This is a genomic window from Candidatus Methylomirabilota bacterium, from assembly GCA_028870115.1.
GTDB lineage: Bacteria > Methylomirabilota > Methylomirabilia > Methylomirabilales > Methylomirabilaceae > Methylomirabilis.
This window is the reverse complement of the sequence record JAGWQH010000012.1, coordinates 1-18121: the sequence shown is the minus strand read 5'-3', so window position 1 is coordinate 18121 and position 18121 is coordinate 1. Positions and strand designations below refer to the sequence as shown.

Here is an 18121-nt window from a genome sequence, read left to right as displayed (position 1 = left end):
CCGGGAAAGCGAAGAAGGTCGCCTTGACCGCCTGTATGCGGAAGCTGCTGACCATTCTGAATGCGATGCTCAAACATCAGACCCCGTGGACCATAAATATTGCGCGTAGCTCTTGACAACCAAGACAGTTGCTATCTACCTTCTGTTACTACCTTCTGTTACTCTGCGAAGTCCATGGTGAAGGTCCCTGGAGGCAACTGGTCGATGCCGAGGAGCGGCCCTCCCCCCACCTTCAGGAGTTCACCAAAGAGGCGTTCGATCTGCCTGACGGTCGAGCTATCCCAAGCGGTCATCACCCGTCGCCGCCAGCTATCGCGAAGGATCGTCAAAATCCTGGGATCGATCCCGCCCATGACCTGCTCACCTATCTCAATCCAAATCTGGTCGTTCGCCTTCAGGTAGTCGGCGGTGTCGCAAAACGCGCGGACGAAGCCGCGCAACAGCTCGCCGTTCCGCTTGGCAAACTCTTCAGTGACGGTAAAGAGGGTAATCGGGACAGCGCCGTCGATCCCGAGGTCTGCAATCAGGTCGAGCACATCCACGACCCGCCTGTATGCCCCCGTCGCCACCAGGGGCGGGATCAACTGCCACCATTGCAGCGCGGCGTCAACCTGTCCTCCTTTGAGCAGATCAGCCAGGGTCCCTTTCGAGAGCGCTTCGATCACCGTCGTCTCATCCTGGGGATCAAAGTCGTACCGTTTCATGCACGCAGCCCTCAAGATAATCCAGTTCTTGTCGCGCAGGCGGACCACCCCGACTCGCTTCCCGCGAAGGTCTTGCAGTCCGTTGATCGATGAGTCTGACGGGACCACAAGCCCTCCGGCGATCCGCCCATAGGGGAAGAAGGCTGTCAGGGGGAGGCCGTCGGCCCGATGGCGACCGATGGCAATCCAATCGATATCGATCAGATCGACGGCGCCCTCCTTGAGGGCCACCTCAAACGATTGCAGCACGCCTGTGATCTGATCCCGGACCAGGGTGATCTGCAGATCAAAACCGTGCTTGGTATCGAGCTCCAGCTTCTTCAACGCATATACAAACCAGCGGGGGCTCCCGGTTGGCTCAAAGGCGGCCCTCAAAACTGGTAGTAAGGTTACTCCATCGTTCACGGCCGTCATGCTGATTCGCTCCTTTTTCTGCTCCTCACTGAGGACGCCTGCCGTTTCCCAGCAGCAGACCGGCCCGCCTGGTCCGCTCCATGGTCCACCGCTTTCTCAGCTCCTGCCATTCGGGAACATACGACTGCAGCGGCAGCTCGGCCTCGGATGCCACGATCGCATCGATCAATCCTCGGTAAAACCGTGTGATATCCTGCATCAACTCTTCCGACCGTTCCCGACCCTGAATCTTGAGGTAATCGACCCCCGCCTCGATGAAGCCAGGCAGCTCCCATAATTGGAGAAAGGGATCGTTTCGCAGCGTACTCTTGCCGTCAACCTCCCCATCGGACCCCGCTACGCCCCACCCTCCCTGGCAGACCCGCGAGCAGCCTCGTGCGCCACGATTGGCAGACCCGATCGCCTCATCGTCGTCGCCATCCGACCATTCCTTGTACACCAGGTAGCTGCTCATAATGCACTTACCGGGGCAAACGATTCCTAAAGGCATCGGCTGAAAGAGAAAGATCTCCACGTTCATACCGACCTCCGCCTTGATCGCTTTCACCTCATCAGGCTGAAGCCGGTACGGCAGAATGATGCAGCTTCCTCCGAGCGTTTTGTAAAAGTAGATGTCCTGGCGATTGGTGACGGCGGACCCGATACTGACGTGGATGTCAATTGTAGGGAAATGGCGCCGGACAGCTACGATGCACCCGGGGTCTGACAGGACAAACCCGGACACGCCCCACCCGGCATACGCTTCGACCTTCTGCATGAGGCGCGGCATCTCGGTGGGGCCGGGCATGGCATTGAGGGCTACCTTGACCTCCCGCCCCATCGCGTTGGCGAATTCGCTGAGTTCCTTGATCTCCTCATCCGTCAGATCCATCTGGGATGATCGACGGCTCCACCCGCGGGCCCCCACATAGACGCCATCGGCTCCCTCGGCCAGCGCGTTAAAGGCCATCCGCAGCGTCCCGCCGGGCGCCAACAGCTTGACCATCTGTGTCGATGTATATACGCCTGTACTCATCGGCGTCAGGCCTTCGCCCGCGCAACGAGGCGATCGTCCCGCCGCCTCCGCTCGCTCGCCCATCGTTTCTTCAACTCCTGTAGCTCAGGCGCATAATGGGCTGTGACCTCGTCGGACGGGAAGGCCTGCAGATCGTCGACAACCTTCCGATAGAAGCGGACAATATCGCAGACCAGGTCATCAGATCGATCCCTTCCCGGCACCTTGAAGTAGTCCACACCCGCCTGAATATAGTCGGACAGCTCCTGTAGCCAGAGTAGCGGGTTGCCTTTCAGGCCGAACTTTCCGTCGATCTCCCGATCATCGACCGTCGCCTCCCACCCGACCTGGCAAACTCGCAAGCAATCACCGCCCCGGTTCGCGCTGCCGTAAAAGTAATCCTTCCCCTCGTTATCAAGCCACCGGTTGGAGCTGAAATAGCTGCTCATCGTACACTTACCCGGACAGACGATCCCGTCCAGATTTTCGGTCCTGAACAGGAAGACTTCCAGACCGACGTCGAGGGATCGCTTGATGGCCCTGACATCCTCGATCCCCATTCGGTACGGGAGAATGACAACGCTGGCCCCCAGTTCGTGGTAAAACCTCACCTCGAGCGCGTTGCTCAGTCCGGCCCCCACACTCACATGGATGGTGACGTCGGGGAAGTGCGACCGCACCTGAACCATCGAGCCGATGTCGCTGATCATGAATCCGGACACACCCCACCCGGTGTACATGTCAACCTTCTTCAAAAGCAGCGGGACTTCTACTGAGTTCGGCATCGTATTCAGGACAACCCTTACGTGCTTGCCCTGAGCGCGCGCCGCAGCGCAGAGCTCTCGGACCTCCGCGTCCGTCAGCTCAGTATCAGAACCCCTTCGACTCCATCCCCTGACGCCAACGTAAACCGTATCGGCCCCCGCTTCCAGAACCGAGAAGGCCATCCGCCGCGTTCCTCCTGGCGCCATCAGCTTCGCCATTGTTCGTTCCTCCTCGCGCCCTTCGTCACGCAATCTGGGACAGCGCCTGGGGGCTGAGATATTCCTGCCCGGACACGCCAAAATAAAACCCATTACAGAGGCCGCTATGCGACTCCGCTCTCAACTGATCCAGCCACCGGTCGGTACATAACGCTTCGCCCAGCCGGGTCTTCTGAAGCGCCTCCCGGTAGACGCGTCCGGTGGTTTCAATATAGGCTGCCGTTTCACCCAGCGTATAGATATAGAACAGGTTGAGGTCGCTCTGCACCAGGCGATCCAGATACTCGAGCATGCACAGATCCTTCCCGCTCAGGTTGGCTCTTCCGATACTCTTGAGCTCCCACTCTTCATGGGTCAGCCAGTGCCCCTGGGAGCAGCTCTCTTCGCAATGGAGCGGCACTTGACCGGTGTAGTCGGTAACAAAACAAGTTCCAGAGATGGCCAACGGGATTTTGCCGTGCAGAGGGACGATCACCTGAACGGGCGAGTGATCCCGGATATAGATCAGCTCTTCGAGGCTCAACTCGGCATTTGGAAAGACTCGTTCCACCCCATATGCCTTGAGCACCCGCGCGGTCTCGTGGGTGTACAGGTTGCCGAAGACTCCAAGATGGATCGGGATATCGCCAAGTATCTCGCGTACGATGCCCAACAGGCCCATATTATGGACTTCGACGCCGTCGAGGGGCAGCCCGCGAGCACCCTGGAGCAACTCCTTAATCCAGACCAGGTCACTGTCCTTCGGGATGGCATAGAGGCTGAGATAGCATCGCTTCCCCATCGACTTAACCCGCTCCACCCCAGCGGCGAGCGTTTCGATATTTCGGGAGAAGTTGCCGGGATAGAGGGGGCAGGTATAGTCGCCCAGATACAGTGCGTCGTATGCAGACAGATCGATCTCGTTTAGCTGCTTGGGACCAGGAATATGCGTGGATAGTTCAAACATCTCCGCCTCCGCCTTCGTTTTAGAATGAGTAGCGAGTACGCTGTGCCCAACAGGGCTCGAAAGAGCAATGCACTTACAGTGCCAATTGCTCTCGGATACTAGTATTGTAACTTATTGATGTTATTGATTGACTTCGGTTGGAATGAGGGGTATTGCAGGGCGGACCCACTCGGGCAAGTCAGTCAGTGGGGCAGACGCCCCAAAGTGGGTGATCTGCCCCATCTCATGCCTGGTTCGCCATGAAAAATGCCAATACTTATCTCAACATCAATATACGGACCGATGGGATGCTGGCGACAGGGTAGAGAGAAATCAACTGAGTGAAGTTAGGCATTCTGACTGCCGGTATCGCCTTGCGGTGTAATAGCTACGCCGTGTACTAGGATATAGGCGACGAAACTGGCGGGTTCAGGTTGGTGCAGTGAGCGCGCGGAAAAGAAATGGAGTTTGATATCATCGCCTGCCTTCTCTTGTACCAAGACTGCGGTGTGCGCCCGGGTAGCCTGGTCCCACGAGTCGATGTGCTCCAGAAAGACTGCGAGATCGATGTTGCTCCACTCATCGGCATTTCCTTCCACCCATGAACCAAACAGGTAGGCCGCCGTTACAGGGGTGTAGCGCGAAAGGATTTGCACGGCGTACCGGGAGCGGTGTTCGATCACAGGATCAATGTCAGCCATCACACTACCTCTTCCGTGTTCTTTACAACCTGTCGCGCGTGTGGAGCCCTCTGACAAATCTCCGACTTCTGACCCTCTTATCCTGCCCCTCTCCCCCAAATGGGGGCGAGGGGCCCTTACCCGGAAGAGCCATAAATATGAGGGGCGGGAGGTCGCTTTTCAGTTGGTTATGAGGACTTCGCGAAGGGCGGCGACGAATCGCTCATTCTCACGGAAGGCGCCGATAGTGACTCTCAGGGAGGTCGGGAGACCATATCGGGCTAGAGAGCAGACGGCCACCCGTTTCTTCGCCAAGGCACGAACAATCTGCTCCCCGTCCCGTTCGACATCGATGAGGATGAAGTTCGCCGCGGTCGGCACGTAGCGCACTCCAAGCTCCTCAAAGGCTTGGTATAGATACTGCTTGCCGGCCTCATTGAGGCGCTTCGAGCCGGCGAGGTGGGCCACGTCGTCGAGGGCAGCCGAGGCAGCTGTGCCGGCCAGGGCGTTGACGTTGAACGGCTGTCTTGCCTTGTCGAAGAGTGCAATACAGTCGGACGGGGCGATCGCGTACCCGATCCGCAGCCCCGATAACCCGTAGATCTTGGAAAAGCTCCGCAATGCGACCACCGGGCGGCCCTCCGTTACATAGCGTACGGTGTCCGGCTGAAGCTCATCGGGGAGATACTCACGATAGGCCTCATCCAAAAGGACGATGATCCCTTCAGGGAGCGCCTTGACAAAGGCAGTGATGTCGTGGGGCGGGACGCAGCTTCCTGTTGGATTGTTCGGGTTGCCGATAAAAACCATCCTGGTCCGGGGCGTGATCCGTTGAGCCATCGCCTGAAGATCATGGCGAAACGCCTTCAATGGGACAGAGACTCGTTGGCTTCCCGCGGCCTGGACTACCCGGCCGTAGAATGCAAAGGCGGGATCGCCTACGATGGCCTCTGTGCCGGGGCCGAGGAAGCACCGCGCGCACAGATCGATCAGCTCACTGCTGCCGTTCCCCAGCGCGATATGCGTCGGAGACAGCCCGAGTCGCTCGGCCAACCGCTCCTTAAGATCATGTCCCCGCGAATCGGGGTATCGGTTAATGCGGTGAAGTAGACTCTGTATCGCTTTGACCGCCAGCGGTGACGGTCCTAAAGGATTTTCGTTATAGTCGAGCTTGGCCCACTCCTCACTCGCCGGCTCCCTGCTACCCTCCTCAAACGGCCTACTATGTCGGTATGGAGGCAGCGCCTTCAGGTGTGGGGAAGCCGCGTCTACAAAGCTGGAGGGCATGAGCGGGAACGGGACTAGAAATGCTTGTAGCGGAAGGCGACCGCCACGGCCTCGAGTTTGGTGTGAAGGCCAAGTTTGGCGAGGATCTTCTGGGTATGGTTGCGGGCGGTGGTGGTGCTGATGCGAAGCGCTTTCGCAATCCCTTTGGCGCTCTCGCCACGGGCGATGAACCGGAGGACCTCCTGTTCTCTGGGCGTTAACACCTTCAAGGGGGAGGCGCTCCCTAGAGGGCTCATCCTGCCGCCATCCGGGAGGTCTCCGTCATCCCCCAGTAGTGATTGTACCTTACCGAGGAGGATCTCGGTCTCCACCTGCCTAGTCACGTCGTGAAAGATGTGGACCATGGTGAAGAGGCTCGGCGTACCGCCAGGAACGACGATGGTACTGACGTGGAGCCATAGGGGGCGCCCCGCCTTGGTGTGGATCATGATCTCACGTCCCTCGACCGGCTCCTCTTTCCTGGCCGAGGTGATCGGGGAGCAATCAGCCCCGCACAGTCGGCACCCTATTCGGTCTCTCCCAGCCCAGACATCAGAACAGGGTCGTCCCATGACCTCTGCGGCCGTGTACCCTACGAGGCGCTCAGCCGCCCCATTCCACAGGGCGATCATGTGGTCCTGATTGACGCCGAGCACCCCATCGGCCGTGTGTGAAAAGATCTCCGCGATCGAACTCGTCGTCAGCTGCGCCGCATCCATTGTATGTGCCATCCAGTATATGAATATGTTACCGTGGAGCGTCCACACAAAAGATACCGGAGATCGGCGGAAAAATCAAGGGAGGCGAACTGAACGAGCGTATTATCGGCAGTTGTTTCCATGGTTATTGGAATCTTATTTAACAATAGGAACGCTAACATTATGCCTGACGCAATGTTCCATTTACATCTCAATAAACTTGCTCTTCCCGCTCCCGCGAGAATTTCAAGCTCTCACCTGCATTTTTTTCTTGCATTTCTGTCAAAACGCGATATAAGGCATTTGAACAAAGACGTATGGGGAGGTGGGTATCGAATAACAATTTTATGAGGGGGGTAGATCGTTGCAAGCACTCGGGAAACACCTGTTGGTGGAACTACACGGTTGTAACCCGGAGTCGCTGAAAAGCGCTGAAGTTGTCAAGGAGATTCTGGTTTGTGCGGCAAATGCCTGTAAGGCCACCATCGTCGACACCTCCTTTCACGAGTTTAATCCCTTCGGTGTGAGCGGCGTGGTTGTGATCGCCGAGTCTCACATCTCGATTCACACCTGGCCCGAATATCGGTATGCGGCGGTTGATATCTTTACCTGTGGGGATGTTCTCAGACCGGAGATAGCTGTTGACTATATCGCGGCCCGCTTTCGGTGTAAAAAGCCGTCGGTAGTCGAGATGCGGCGCGGCATCATCCCCGGCCACGTAGGGAAGCTGATGCACAAATTGAGTCCGTCCATGGAGAAGGCTGTCGATGCCGATCAAGAACTTTCGCTGGTTCATTGAAGCGTTGAGCCCGGAGGAGGGGCACCTGCACGGAATTCGACGATCCCTGTTCTCCACCCAGACCCCCTATCAGTCTCTCGATATCATGGAACTCGGCAGCTACGGGAAGGCTCTTGTCCTAGACGGTAAGATCCAGTCAAGTCTTCTCGATGAGTTCATCTACCACGAGACATTAGTACATCCGGCGATGCTCAGCCACCCCGCCCCGAAAAAGGTGTTCATCGTGGGCGGCGGGGAGGGGGCCACGCTGCGGGAAGTGCTTCGGCATCCCACCGTAGAACGGGCCCTGATGGTGGATATCGATGAGGAGGTTGTCAACCGATGTAAGGAGTTGCTTCCCGAATGGCATAAGGGCGCATTTGACGATTCGCGCGCCGAACTCCGCTTCCTGGACGCCAGACGATACCTGGAGGAAACAGACGAGCGGTTCGACGTGATTGTCATCGACATCTCGGAGCCGGTGGAAGAAGGTCCAGCATATCTCCTGTTTACGCGGGAGTTTTACCATATTGTACATCGATGTCTGACCGATCAGGGAGTTATCGCGTTGCAAGCGGGCTCGGTCAGTCTTGCCAACCTATCCTGCTTTACCGCCATCCACCAGACCTTGCGGACCGTATTCCCAGTCGTAGCCCCCTATTGGGCGACGATCCCCAGCTTCGCCCTCCCCTGGGGATTCTCCGTAGCCTCCAAGCGGCTTGATCCACGAGCGTTGGGACCGGATACCATCGATCGCGTCATCGCCGAACGGATGGGGTCCGACCTGCGGTATTACGACGGCCTGACGCATCAGATGTCTTTTCTCCTCCCAAAGTATGTGCGTCGGCATCTTGAGGAGGAGAAGCGGATTATAGAAGATAACTCTCCCCTCTTTACCTTCCACTGAAATGCAAGGGTGCAGGGGATAGAGTTGACGGGCAGGATCAGGGTTTTAGAGCTTGGCAATCATTTGAAGTGTAATACTTCTCCTATTCCGGAATACCCCTCACCTGCCTCCCGGACCTCTCTTCCCTATACCCTACGCCCTAACCCCTCTACCCTGTCTTATTGCTGATGGTTCCCGAACGACAGTATAGGACTCCCCTCTTCGATGCGATGGTCAACCTTGCGGAGAGTCGGAAGGTCTCTTTCCACACTCCGGGGCACAAGAGCGGTAAGGGTATCTCCACGCGCTTCCGCAAGTTCGTCGGTCCCAAGATCTTCACGATCGATCTGACAACGCTTGATGAGGTCGATTGTCTGCAGCGGCCGGTGGGGGTCATTAAGGAAGCCCAGGAGCTGGCCGCCGAGGCATATGGGGCCGACCATTCCTTCTTTTTGATCAATGGAACCACCGGCGGTAATCATGCAATGATCCTGTCTACAGCCAGTCCTGGAGATGAGATCCTTGTCGCGAGGAATGCGCATAAATCTATCCTGACAGGGATCATCCTGAGCGGCGCGATACCGCGGTTCTTCCTGCCGGCCTTCGATCAGAAGTTGGGCATGCTGTTAAACGTGACGATTGAAGATGTAGAACACGCCATGGCGCAGCATCCGAAGGCCAAGATCCTCTCTCTGACCAGCCCCAATTACTACGGCGTGACAGCCGACTTACGCGCGATCGTCTCCATGGCCAAGCGCCGGGGGATCCTGGTATTGGTGGATGAGGCCCACGGCCCCCACCTCCATTTTCATCCCGCGCTACCCACATCGGCGCTCGATGCTGAAGCCGATCTCTGCGTCCAATCTACTCATAAGATCCTGGGCGGGATGACCCAGTCCTCCATGCTGCATCTGAAAGGTCCAGCCATCGATTACCCCAGGGTTGTGAAACTGTTGCTTCTCCTCCAAAGCACCAGTCCTTCCTATATTCTGATGGCCTCGTTGGATCTGGCTAGAATGCAGATGGCGACCGAAGGGGAGAAGCTCTTAGACAAAGCCATCAATCTGGCGCAAGACGCGAGGGATCGTATTAATCGGATTCCCGGCCTGTCCTGCTTTGGTGAGGCTGATCTGCACGACAGTGATTTCTTTCTGGACGTGACGAAACTCACCATTTGTGTCAAGGAACTCGATCTCAGCGGGTTCGAGGTGTCTGCCATCCTCAACGCCGAGTTCGGCATTCAGGTTGAGATGGCCGATCTGTTCAACATTCTGGTGATCGTCAGCATTGGAGACCGAAGGGACGACCTGGATCAACTGGTGACAGCGCTGGACAGTCTGGCCGGACGCGGTGCCCGCTCCGGTAATCTTCGAGCCATCCCGTTCCTGCTTCCGCCATTGGGTCAGCAGTACCATCTGCCGCCGCGGGATGCGTTCTTTGCCCCTTCGGAGTATCTGCCGCTCGCCAAGGCGGAGGGGCGTATCAGCGCGGACATTATCACTATCTACCCCCCGGGCGTACCTGTCCTGGTGCCCGGCGAAGAGGTGGGATCGCCGGCCATCGATTACCTGTGCTCACTCGCCTCATGCGGCGCAAGAATCGATGGGGTGCTGGAGTTGGATGAACCCCAGATTCGCGTCCTACGCGATTGAGCCTGCTCCCTTAAACTTTTCCATTGCTTTTTCACTACCTTTTCCGTATATTTTGCCGTCCGATTTTTCTTAAGGTGTTGTCTTGTATTGAAGAGACAGGCAAAGCATTATGAAAAAAACTCTGAGTTGGAAGTTCCTCTCTCTCCTGGTGGTGACGGTAATAGCCGGCTACTATCTTTTTCCGACGCTATCCGGCCGGTCGTCACTTCCATCGCTTTTGCCGCCGCTGCTTCCGCGGGCTGAGCGACTCAATCTTGGGCTTGATCTGCAAGGGGGGATGCACCTGGTGCTGGAGGTCGTGACCGAGAAAGCGGTGGAAAATACCGTTGATCGGCTGATTGCCGAATTACGTCGGGAAGCAGAGAAGGAGAATATCCCTGTTGAGCGGATGACTCGCGAGGGGCTCGACCGGATCAGGATCAAGCTTCAGGCGAAGGAAGGCCTGGAAGGCCTGCGCCGCATCTTGAAGAACTACAGCAACCTGCAACAGTCTGGCGGCGCCGATCCGGCTGAACTGGTGCTGAGCCTTGCCCCTGGTGAAATGAAGCGGTTGCAGGAGTCCGCGGTCAGACAAAGCCTGGAGACCATCCGCAATCGTGTTGATCAGTTCGGCGTGGCCGAGCCGCACATCGTACAGGAAGGAGATCAGCGGATCGTGGTCCAGCTTCCTGGCATCAAGGAGCCGCAGCGGGCGATCAACTTGATCGGGAAGACCGCCCTCCTGGAGTTTAAGCTGGTGGCAGAAGACGCCAATGTTGCTGAGGCCGTGGGGGGAAAGGTCCCGGAGGGCGATGAGCTACTCTACATGCGCGGGACGAACGAGCAGGAAAAAACGAGTAAGGTCCCCCTTGTTGTGCAGAAGCGGGCCGTTTTGACCGGAGATCTGCTTACCTCGGCTCAGGTGCAGATCAATAGCCAGACAAACGAGCCCGTAGTGTCGATTGAATTCGATCGGGAGGGTGCCCGACTCTTTGGCGAGGCCACGGCGGCGAATGTGGGTCGACGCCTGGCGGTCGTTCTGGATGATACCGTCTATTCGGCGCCGGTCATCAGGGAGAAGATCCTTGGTGGTAAGGCCCAGATTTCCGGGCGCTTTACCACGGAGGACGCCAGAGACTTGGCGATCGTATTGCGGGCCGGCGCGCTTCCCGCGCCCGTCAACATCATTTCGAATCTGACGGTTGGTCCATCGCTGGGTCTGGACTCTGTCGAAAAAGGTGTGCGGGCCGCGATTCTGGGCGGCGTCCTCGTCATTGCCTTTATGGCAGTGTACTATAAGTTGTCCGGAGTGATCGCCAACCTTGCGTTGCTTTTGAACCTCATCTGGCTGGTGGGTGCGTTGGCCAGTCTCAGGGCGACGCTGACGCTGCCGGGCATTGCAGGCATCATCCTTGGGATCGGGATGGCGGTAGATTCGAACGTGCTGATCTTAGAGCGGATTCGTGAAGAACTCCGATTGGGAAAGACAGTCCGATCCGCCATTGACGGGGGCTACGACAAAGCCTTCCTTACCATTATCGACTCCCATGTGACCACGCTGATTACCGCGTTTGCATTGTTCTTATTCGGGACGGGGCCGGTGAAAGGGTTCGCGGTCACGCTGAGCCTCGGGGTTATCTTTAACCTGGTGACAGCCTTGACGGGGACCAGGGTGGTGTACGATTGGATGACTCAGCGATGGAATTTGAAAACCCTCAGTATCTAAAGACAGGGTAGAGGGTTTAGGGCATGGAAAAAATGGCCAGTGAGTTCCAATCCCCTACTCCCAACCCCTGGACCCTATCTCCTGAGGTGTATTGTGATTGAAATACTTGGTAAGACACGGATCGATTTTGTCGCTTGGCGGAGGGTTGCGTTCGTTGTTTCGTCAGTTCTCTGCCTTCTTGGAATTGTCTCGATCATTCAGATCGGGCGCGGCGCGGCGAATCTCGGGATTGACTTTGCAGGCGGCACCTCGGTTCAGCTCAAGTTCAGCAAGTCGGTGGATCTTAGTCAGGTCAGGGCGTTGCTGGCAGAGAATGGTCTGAAGGATAGTGAGCCACAACAGTTTGCCGGTGGGGACCGCATCATGGTTCGCTTGAAGCGGGCAGATAGCGGTCAGATCGGAATGGCCCAGCGGGTACAGGATATCTTCTCGAAGGGGTTGCCTGATAATCCGTTTGTCGTGGAGGGGACAAATGAGGTTGGACCGGCCATTGGGAAGGACCTCCAAAAAGCCGCCTTGTGGGCTATCGCCATTTCCATGCTCGGCATCATCGCCTATATCGCCTGGCGCTTCGAGTTCAAGTTCGGGGTGGCCGCAGCCATCGCTACCCTGCATGATGTGTTGGCTGTTCTGGGGCTGTTCATGCTGTTGAACCGGGAGATCACCCTCCTCATCGTCACCGCGTTGCTCACCCTCGCCGGCTATTCCTTGACCGACACCGTGGTCGTCTTCGATCGGATCCGAGAGAATCTTCGGGGCCGACGGAAAGAGTCGCTGGGAGAGGTCATCAACATGAGCATCAATGAGGTCTTGAGCCGGACTATCGTGACATCGCTGACAGTCCTTTTGGTCCTGCTCGCCCTCTTTGTGCTCGGCGGGGAGGTACTCCACGATTTCTCCCTTGCGCTGATCGCTGGTGTCTGCGTCGGCACCTACTCTTCCTGGTTTGTGGCATCTCCCATTGTCTATGAGTGGCGAACGTGGGAGCGTGCCAAACTGCAAGCGCCCGTCAAGGTTAAGGCCAAGGGATAAACGGCAGTTGCCGATCCCCGTTGCGGGACCGCCTCCTCTTTTCTCCTTGACAATCTTACTCACCATAAGGTAATAGCTCAAATATAGCCTCGATTGAGGTGATTCAGGTGCCGGTTCCAGGTGCCACGCGGTCCAGGCAACAGGCCCGCGAATGTTGAAGTGGGGGCTGGCGCCTTAGATCTGGAACGGCGTTTGAGCCTGGGATCTGGAGCCCGGAACATGGAATCTGGAACGTCTCTTTCGCATCGGGAGATCGCCGAGGCGATATTCCGCGAGAGCGCCGGGCTTCAGCTTGCCTTTCTGGAAGGCCACCTGGACCTGATGGTTCGGGCGACAGGAGCCATCGCAGGGGCGCTGCGGGCCGGACGGAAGGTATTGGTCTTCGGCAACGGTGGGAGCGCGGCTGATGCCCAGCATCTTGCAGGTGAGCTGGTGAACCGGTTCTTGCTCGACCGACCGGCGTTGCCTGCTATTGCCCTGACGACCGACGGCTCGGTTCTGTCAGGTATCAGCAATGATCGGGGCTATGCTGAGGTCTTTGCCCGTCAGGTTGAAGCCCTGGGTTCCGCCGGCGATGTGGCCATCGGGATCAGCACGAGCGGCCAGTCCCCCAGTGTTGTGTGCGGGATTGAAACGGCGGATAGGTTGCAGCTCTGTACCGTCGCGTTCACCGGCGGGGATGGGGGAAAGCTCGCGGGATTGGCAAATTATGCATTCGTGGTCCCCTCTCGATCAACACCCAGAATTCAGGAGGTCCACGCGACGCTCGGGCACGCCCTCTGTCAACTGATTGAGACTGAGCTATTCGGCGTGCGGTAGGTAAGGGGAACCCGTGGAAAAAGGGAAGAGGTGGATCGCTCTTATCACGTTGAGTATCCTCTTCGCTACCGCGCCGTCGGCTTGGGCGAGGTCTCCGCGTTCCGCGAGGAGTCGAGAGGATCTTACCCTCCCATCGACATCCGTCCTTCCTGTCCGGCATACGCAGACAAGTCGCACGCAGACCGATCGTTCCTCAGACATGTCTGTGCCCACACGGCAGACAGGTCGCTGGAGCGCCACCTCTGATCTTGGCTGGTTTGTCGCCGATCCCGAGCAGTTGAGTGCAGCGTCAGCGCTGTTGATGGATGCCGACACAGGCGCGATCCTGTTTGCCAGGCATCACATGGAGCGGCGTTCCCCGGCCAGTACAACAAAGATCATGACGGCGCTTCTCATCCTGGAGGAGGGGCGGCTGGACGATAGGGTAGTCATCAGTGAGCGGGCGGCCGCCGTTACGGGGACCGGATTGGGGCTGAGACGCGGCCAGCGGGTCACGCTCAGAGATCTGTTGTGGGCTATCCTGCTCAAATCTGCGAATGATGCGGCGTTGGCGGCTGCTGAGCATGTGGGGGGAAGCGAAGAGCGGTTCGTCGACAGGATGAATGCGAAGGCGGTTTCGCTCGGGATGCAGGGAACACATTTTGCGAATCCTCACGGACTTGACAATCCGGACCACTACTCAACCGCCTATGATTTGGCGATCCTCGCCCGTCAGGCCCTGCGTAATCCGATATTCGCCCGTATGGTACAGACCCGTGAAGCTCAAGTTGCCATCCTGACGGGGCGGAACGGAAGCGTCGTGAAACGGAGGGTTATCCGAACTCACAATCAGTTTCTCGGACAGTTCTCCGGTGCGGACGGCGTCAAGACCGGCTACACCTCGCTGGCAGGTCGCTGCCTTGTGGCGTCGGCCACGCGTGGCGACCATCAACTGATCGCTGTGCTCCTCAAGGATACCCGTCGGTGGGCCGAGGCCGCAGCGCTGCTGGAGTATGGTTTCGCCGCTCTCGGCGGCGGGGCGTCCAGCCTCGGGGTTCCTGATGGCAGCTCCGCTGATGCGCCAAAAGGCGAAGGGGGCTGAAGCCGGCCTCCGTTGTAGCTATCCTGATTTCTGCTTTTTGTCGCCTTTCCTGTGGGAGACTTGCCACCACCAGTTCCTAGGTCTGGTCGATTCATTCACCTGTCGTCTGTATGAGCGTCGACTTCGTTCGGTCGAGCTGATAGCTAACAGCTTACGATGGGGAGGTAGTGCTGGTTATGACCGGAACTGAGCAGCGGCTGACGGAGCGGGAAGCCTGGTTGGCGCTCGGTCTGATCCCCGAGGTTGGCTCGGCAACGTTGTACCGCCTGATGCGAGGGCTTGGGTCAGCGGAGGCCGTGCTCATGGCGAAAGCAGATGCGCTCGCGCAGGTTCCGGGAGTCACCCATCAGATCGCGCAAGCCATCGCCTCCTTTGCCTGGCGGGATGCTCTTGATCGGGAACTGCGAGTGATCGAGACAAGAGGCCTTGGTCTGATACGGTTCGGTGAGGAGGGATATCCTGAGCTGCTGGCAGCCATCCATTCTCCTCCGCCGATCCTCTATCTGCGGGGTATGATGAGACCTGAAGATCGAGTGGCTGTCGCGATTGTCGGTTCCCGAATGGCCAGCCCGTATGGCACCGCAATAGCTGAGCAGATCAGCGGGGAGCTCGCGCAGCGCGGGGTGACAATTGTCAGCGGCATGGCCCGCGGGATTGATGCGGCGGCGCATCGAGGGGCGCTGCGTGCCGGCGGCCGGACCCTCGCCGTGTTGGGATGCGGACTGGGAGTGACCTATCCCCCCGAACACGCAGAACTCGCCGACCAGATCGCCGCACAGGGCGCCCTGATCAGCGAGTTTCCTATCTTTACGCCGCCAAAGCCAAGCCACTTTCCGCGGCGCAATCGGATCATCAGCGGCCTGGCGCGCGGTGTCGTGGTGATTGAAGCCGGGCTTGATAGTGGGGCGCTGATCACCGCCAATTATGCGCTTGAGCAGGGACGCGATATTTTCGCTGTTCCGGGGCAGGTCACATCCCGCTTCAGTCGCGGGTGTCACCAGCTTATTAAGGCAGGCGCGAAACTGACGGAAAGCTGGGAGGACATCTGGGAGGATATTGAGCTACAGGTGGCTCCTGGCGCGCAGACCGTACTGGATCTGACCCCTGTGAGGAGTCCTCTTGAGCCGGAAGAGGTTCTCATCGTCGATGCCCTGGAGGCCGGGCCGCTGCAGATCGATGACCTGATCGAGCGAACACAGCTTCCGGCCGGGCAGATGGCCTCACTGCTTTTGTCATTGATGCTGAAGGGCGTGGTCGAGGAGTTGCCGGGAAAGTGCTTTGCAAAGCGGATTCGACCGCCGAAAGGCAGGGTATAGTATGTTTTTAGAGGGAGGAAACTGAGAGCGTGCCAAAGTCATTGGTGATTGTCGAGTCGCCTGCGAAGGCCAAGACGATCGGTAAATATCTCGAAAAAGGGTTCGTTGTAATGGCCTCTATGGGTCATGTCCGCGATCTGCCCACCAAATCGCTGAGCATTGACATTGCGCGCGACTTCGCCCCGCAGTATGAGGTTATCGTGGGGCGAGAGAAGGTCGTGTCGGCGCTGAGGAAGGCGGCCAAGAGTGCCGACGCGATTTATCTGGCGGCCGATCCGGATCGGGAGGGGGAGGCCATCTGCTGGCACCTCCAGCAGGAGCTCGGCGCCGCCAAAAAACCGGTTCATCGCGTGACCTTTAATGAGATCACGAAGCGTGCGGTACGGGAGGCGTTCAATCATCCGTCCACGATAGACCAGCGGCTCGTGGATGCTCAGCAGGCCAGACGGATTCTGGATCGTCTGGTTGGCTACCAGATCAGTCCGCTCCTCTGGGACAAGGTCAAGCGCGGACTTTCCGCTGGGCGGGTTCAGTCGGTCGCGCTGCGCCTTATCGTTGACCGAGAACGAGAGATTAAGGCGTTTGTCAGGACCGAGTACTGGTCGGTCGGTGTTGCCTTGGAAGGTCGAACGCCTCCGGTATTCGTGGCGGGGCTCTATAAGATTGACGGCGAGCGGGTGAACCTGCCGGACCAGACGCAGGCCGATCAGATTGTCGAGGAACTCCGCCGACAAGAGTTCCAGGTCACCGACCTGACTAAGAAGGAAAAGCGTCGCAATCCGGTTCCGCCGTTTACGACCAGTAAGCTGCAACAGGAAGCCGTTCGAAAGCTTCGCTTAACCGCCAGACGCGCGATGCAGATCGCCCAGCAACTCTACGAAGGGATCGAGATCGGCGAGGAGGGCGCCGTTGGACTTATCACCTACATGCGGACTGACTCGGTCCGCGTCTCTCAGGAAGCGCAGGCGGACGCGGCTCGCTATATCGCCGAGCGATTCGGGCAAACGTTTGTGCCGGATCGACCTCCCGCCTATCGCAGTGGCCGTGGTGCCCAGGAGGCCCACGAAGCGATCCGTCCGACCTCGGTCTACCGGGATCCGGCGTCACTTCGGCAGTTTCTGACGAAGGATCAACTGGCCCTCTACAGCCTGATCTGGAGCCGATTCGTGGCGTCTCAGATGCCGCCGGCCCTCTACGACGTCACCACTGTCACGATCCGGGGTGGACGATTCACCCTCCGGGCCAGCGGTCGACACCAGCGGTTCGCCGGCTTCATGCAGGTCTACATCGAGGGGAAGGATGAGGCGTTGGAGACCAAGCCGGCGGAGGCCAAGGACGAAACGGCTGAGGAGACGGCCGTCGAGGAAGAGGTCGAATTAGCGCTTCCCCCCCTACAGGTTGGGGAACAGTTACGATTGCTCGATGTGACCCCGGCCCAGCACTTTACGCAGCCGCCGCCCCGTTACACTGAGGCGACCCTGGTGAAGGATTTGGAGGAACAGGGGATCGGACGCCCCAGCACCTACGCGGCCATCCTGAGCGTCATCCAGAACCGCGACTATGTGGTGAAGACGCAGGGCAAATTCCGACCCACTGAGCTGGGTGGGATCGTGGTCGACCTGTTGGTAGAAAGCTTCCCTCGCGTGATGGACTACGAGTTCACGGCCAGGATGGAGACCACCCTGGATGAGATCGAAGAGGGGCAGAAGAACTGGCTTGAGGAGATGCATCGCTTCTACGGGCCGTTTTCCCAATGGCTGAAGGATGCCGCAGTCGGTATGCGGAATATCAAGGCGATGGAGGAAAAGACCGAGGAGATCTGCGAGCGGTGCGGCAGTCGGATGGTGATCCGCTGGGGTCGATTCGGTCGTTTCCTGGCTTGTACCAACTACCCGGAGTGCAAGGGTACGCGCGAGTTGACAGCCGAACTCAAAGGAGAGCACGCGACGGATGAGGATGTCAGCGCGTCCGCTGAGGCTGAGGCAATACCTTGCGACAACTGCGGACGGCCTATGGTGATGACGCGCGGCCGCTTCGGACCCTTCCTGGGTTGTTCTGGGTACCCTGAGTGCAAGACGATCCGGAAGCTCTCGCCGGCGGAGGCTGCGAGCGCTCGGCCTGCACCGCAGCCGACCGACGAGGTCTGTGAAAAGTGCGGCAACCCGATGGTATTACGAGAGGGACGATT

Annotated in this window: 17 protein-coding genes; 10 read left to right on the top strand and 7 right to left on the bottom strand. The window is 58.2% G+C overall.

Annotated elements, in window-relative coordinates:
* Positions 1-116: IS110 family transposase (locus KGL31_00560; protein ID MDE2320406.1), on the top strand; the 116-nt coding region annotated here is incomplete at its 5' end.
* A 42-nt stretch (positions 117-158) separates the two neighbouring features.
* On the opposite strand, the gene KGL31_00555 is transcribed toward KGL31_00560, so the two are convergent.
* The 7 genes from KGL31_00555 to KGL31_00525 form a co-directional block, all read right to left on the bottom strand.
* Positions 159-1118, bottom strand: a complete 960-nt coding sequence (locus tag KGL31_00555) for an ABC transporter substrate-binding protein (GenBank protein ID MDE2320405.1) — start codon at positions 1116-1118, stop codon at positions 159-161.
* A gap of 25 nt (positions 1119-1143) precedes the next feature.
* Positions 1144-2103: a U32 family peptidase gene (locus KGL31_00550; protein ID MDE2320404.1), complete on the bottom strand. Its 960-nt coding sequence runs from the start codon at positions 2101-2103 to the stop codon at positions 1144-1146.
* Positions 2104-2138: 35 nt separating this feature from the next.
* Positions 2139-3095 (bottom strand): U32 family peptidase, encoded by a 957-nt coding sequence (locus KGL31_00545; protein ID MDE2320403.1) that lies wholly within the window; start codon positions 3093-3095, stop codon positions 2139-2141.
* A gap of 25 nt (positions 3096-3120) precedes the next feature.
* Positions 3121-4041, bottom strand: coding sequence for a U32 family peptidase (locus KGL31_00540; protein MDE2320402.1), 921 nt, complete (start codon positions 4039-4041; stop codon positions 3121-3123).
* Between the two features lie 326 nt (positions 4042-4367).
* Complete coding sequence (locus KGL31_00535; protein ID MDE2320401.1) at positions 4368-4721, bottom strand: nucleotidyltransferase domain-containing protein; 354 nt, start codon at positions 4719-4721, stop codon at positions 4368-4370.
* Between the two features lie 159 nt (positions 4722-4880).
* Entirely contained in the window at positions 4881-5987 is a 1107-nt protein-coding gene (locus tag KGL31_00530) for a histidinol-phosphate transaminase (protein MDE2320400.1), read from the bottom strand.
* A gap of 14 nt (positions 5988-6001) precedes the next feature.
* The gene (locus KGL31_00525; GenBank protein ID MDE2320399.1) at positions 6002-6685 is read right to left on the bottom strand and encodes a PAS domain-containing protein; all 684 of its coding nucleotides are present in this window, start codon (positions 6683-6685) and stop codon (positions 6002-6004) included.
* 343 nt (positions 6686-7028) lie between these two features.
* Here KGL31_00525 and speD point away from each other — a divergent pair, with 343 nt between their 5' ends.
* The 9 genes from speD to topA form a co-directional block, all read left to right on the top strand.
* Entirely contained in the window at positions 7029-7463 is a 435-nt protein-coding gene (speD, locus tag KGL31_00520) for an adenosylmethionine decarboxylase (GenBank protein MDE2320398.1), read from the top strand.
* Positions 7432-8349: a polyamine aminopropyltransferase gene (gene speE / locus KGL31_00515; protein MDE2320397.1), complete on the top strand. Its 918-nt coding sequence runs from the start codon at positions 7432-7434 to the stop codon at positions 8347-8349. Before speD ends, speE begins: the two co-directional genes overlap by 32 nt.
* A gap of 167 nt (positions 8350-8516) precedes the next feature.
* Positions 8517-9980, top strand: a complete 1464-nt coding sequence (locus tag KGL31_00510; GenBank protein ID MDE2320396.1) for an aminotransferase class I/II-fold pyridoxal phosphate-dependent enzyme — start codon at positions 8517-8519, stop codon at positions 9978-9980.
* Between the two features lie 109 nt (positions 9981-10089).
* Positions 10090-11685 carry a protein translocase subunit SecD gene (secD, locus tag KGL31_00505; protein MDE2320395.1) on the top strand — a complete coding sequence of 532 codons (1596 nt, stop codon included), beginning with the start codon at positions 10090-10092 and terminating at the stop codon, positions 11683-11685.
* 93 nt (positions 11686-11778) lie between these two features.
* Entirely contained in the window at positions 11779-12717 is a 939-nt protein-coding gene (secF, locus tag KGL31_00500; protein ID MDE2320394.1) for a protein translocase subunit SecF, read from the top strand.
* Between the two features lie 219 nt (positions 12718-12936).
* Positions 12937-13536 carry a D-sedoheptulose 7-phosphate isomerase gene (locus tag KGL31_00495; GenBank protein ID MDE2320393.1) on the top strand — a complete coding sequence of 200 codons (600 nt, stop codon included), beginning with the start codon at positions 12937-12939 and terminating at the stop codon, positions 13534-13536.
* Positions 13537-13735: 199 nt separating this feature from the next.
* Positions 13736-14617 (top strand): D-alanyl-D-alanine carboxypeptidase, encoded by an 882-nt coding sequence (locus KGL31_00490; protein MDE2320392.1) that lies wholly within the window; start codon positions 13736-13738, stop codon positions 14615-14617.
* A gap of 176 nt (positions 14618-14793) precedes the next feature.
* Positions 14794-15933 (top strand): DNA-processing protein DprA, encoded by a 1140-nt coding sequence (gene dprA / locus KGL31_00485; protein MDE2320391.1) that lies wholly within the window; start codon positions 14794-14796, stop codon positions 15931-15933.
* Positions 15934-15962: 29 nt separating this feature from the next.
* The coding region (topA, locus tag KGL31_00480) for a type I DNA topoisomerase (GenBank protein MDE2320390.1) at positions 15963-18121 on the top strand (2159 nt) is incomplete at its 3' end.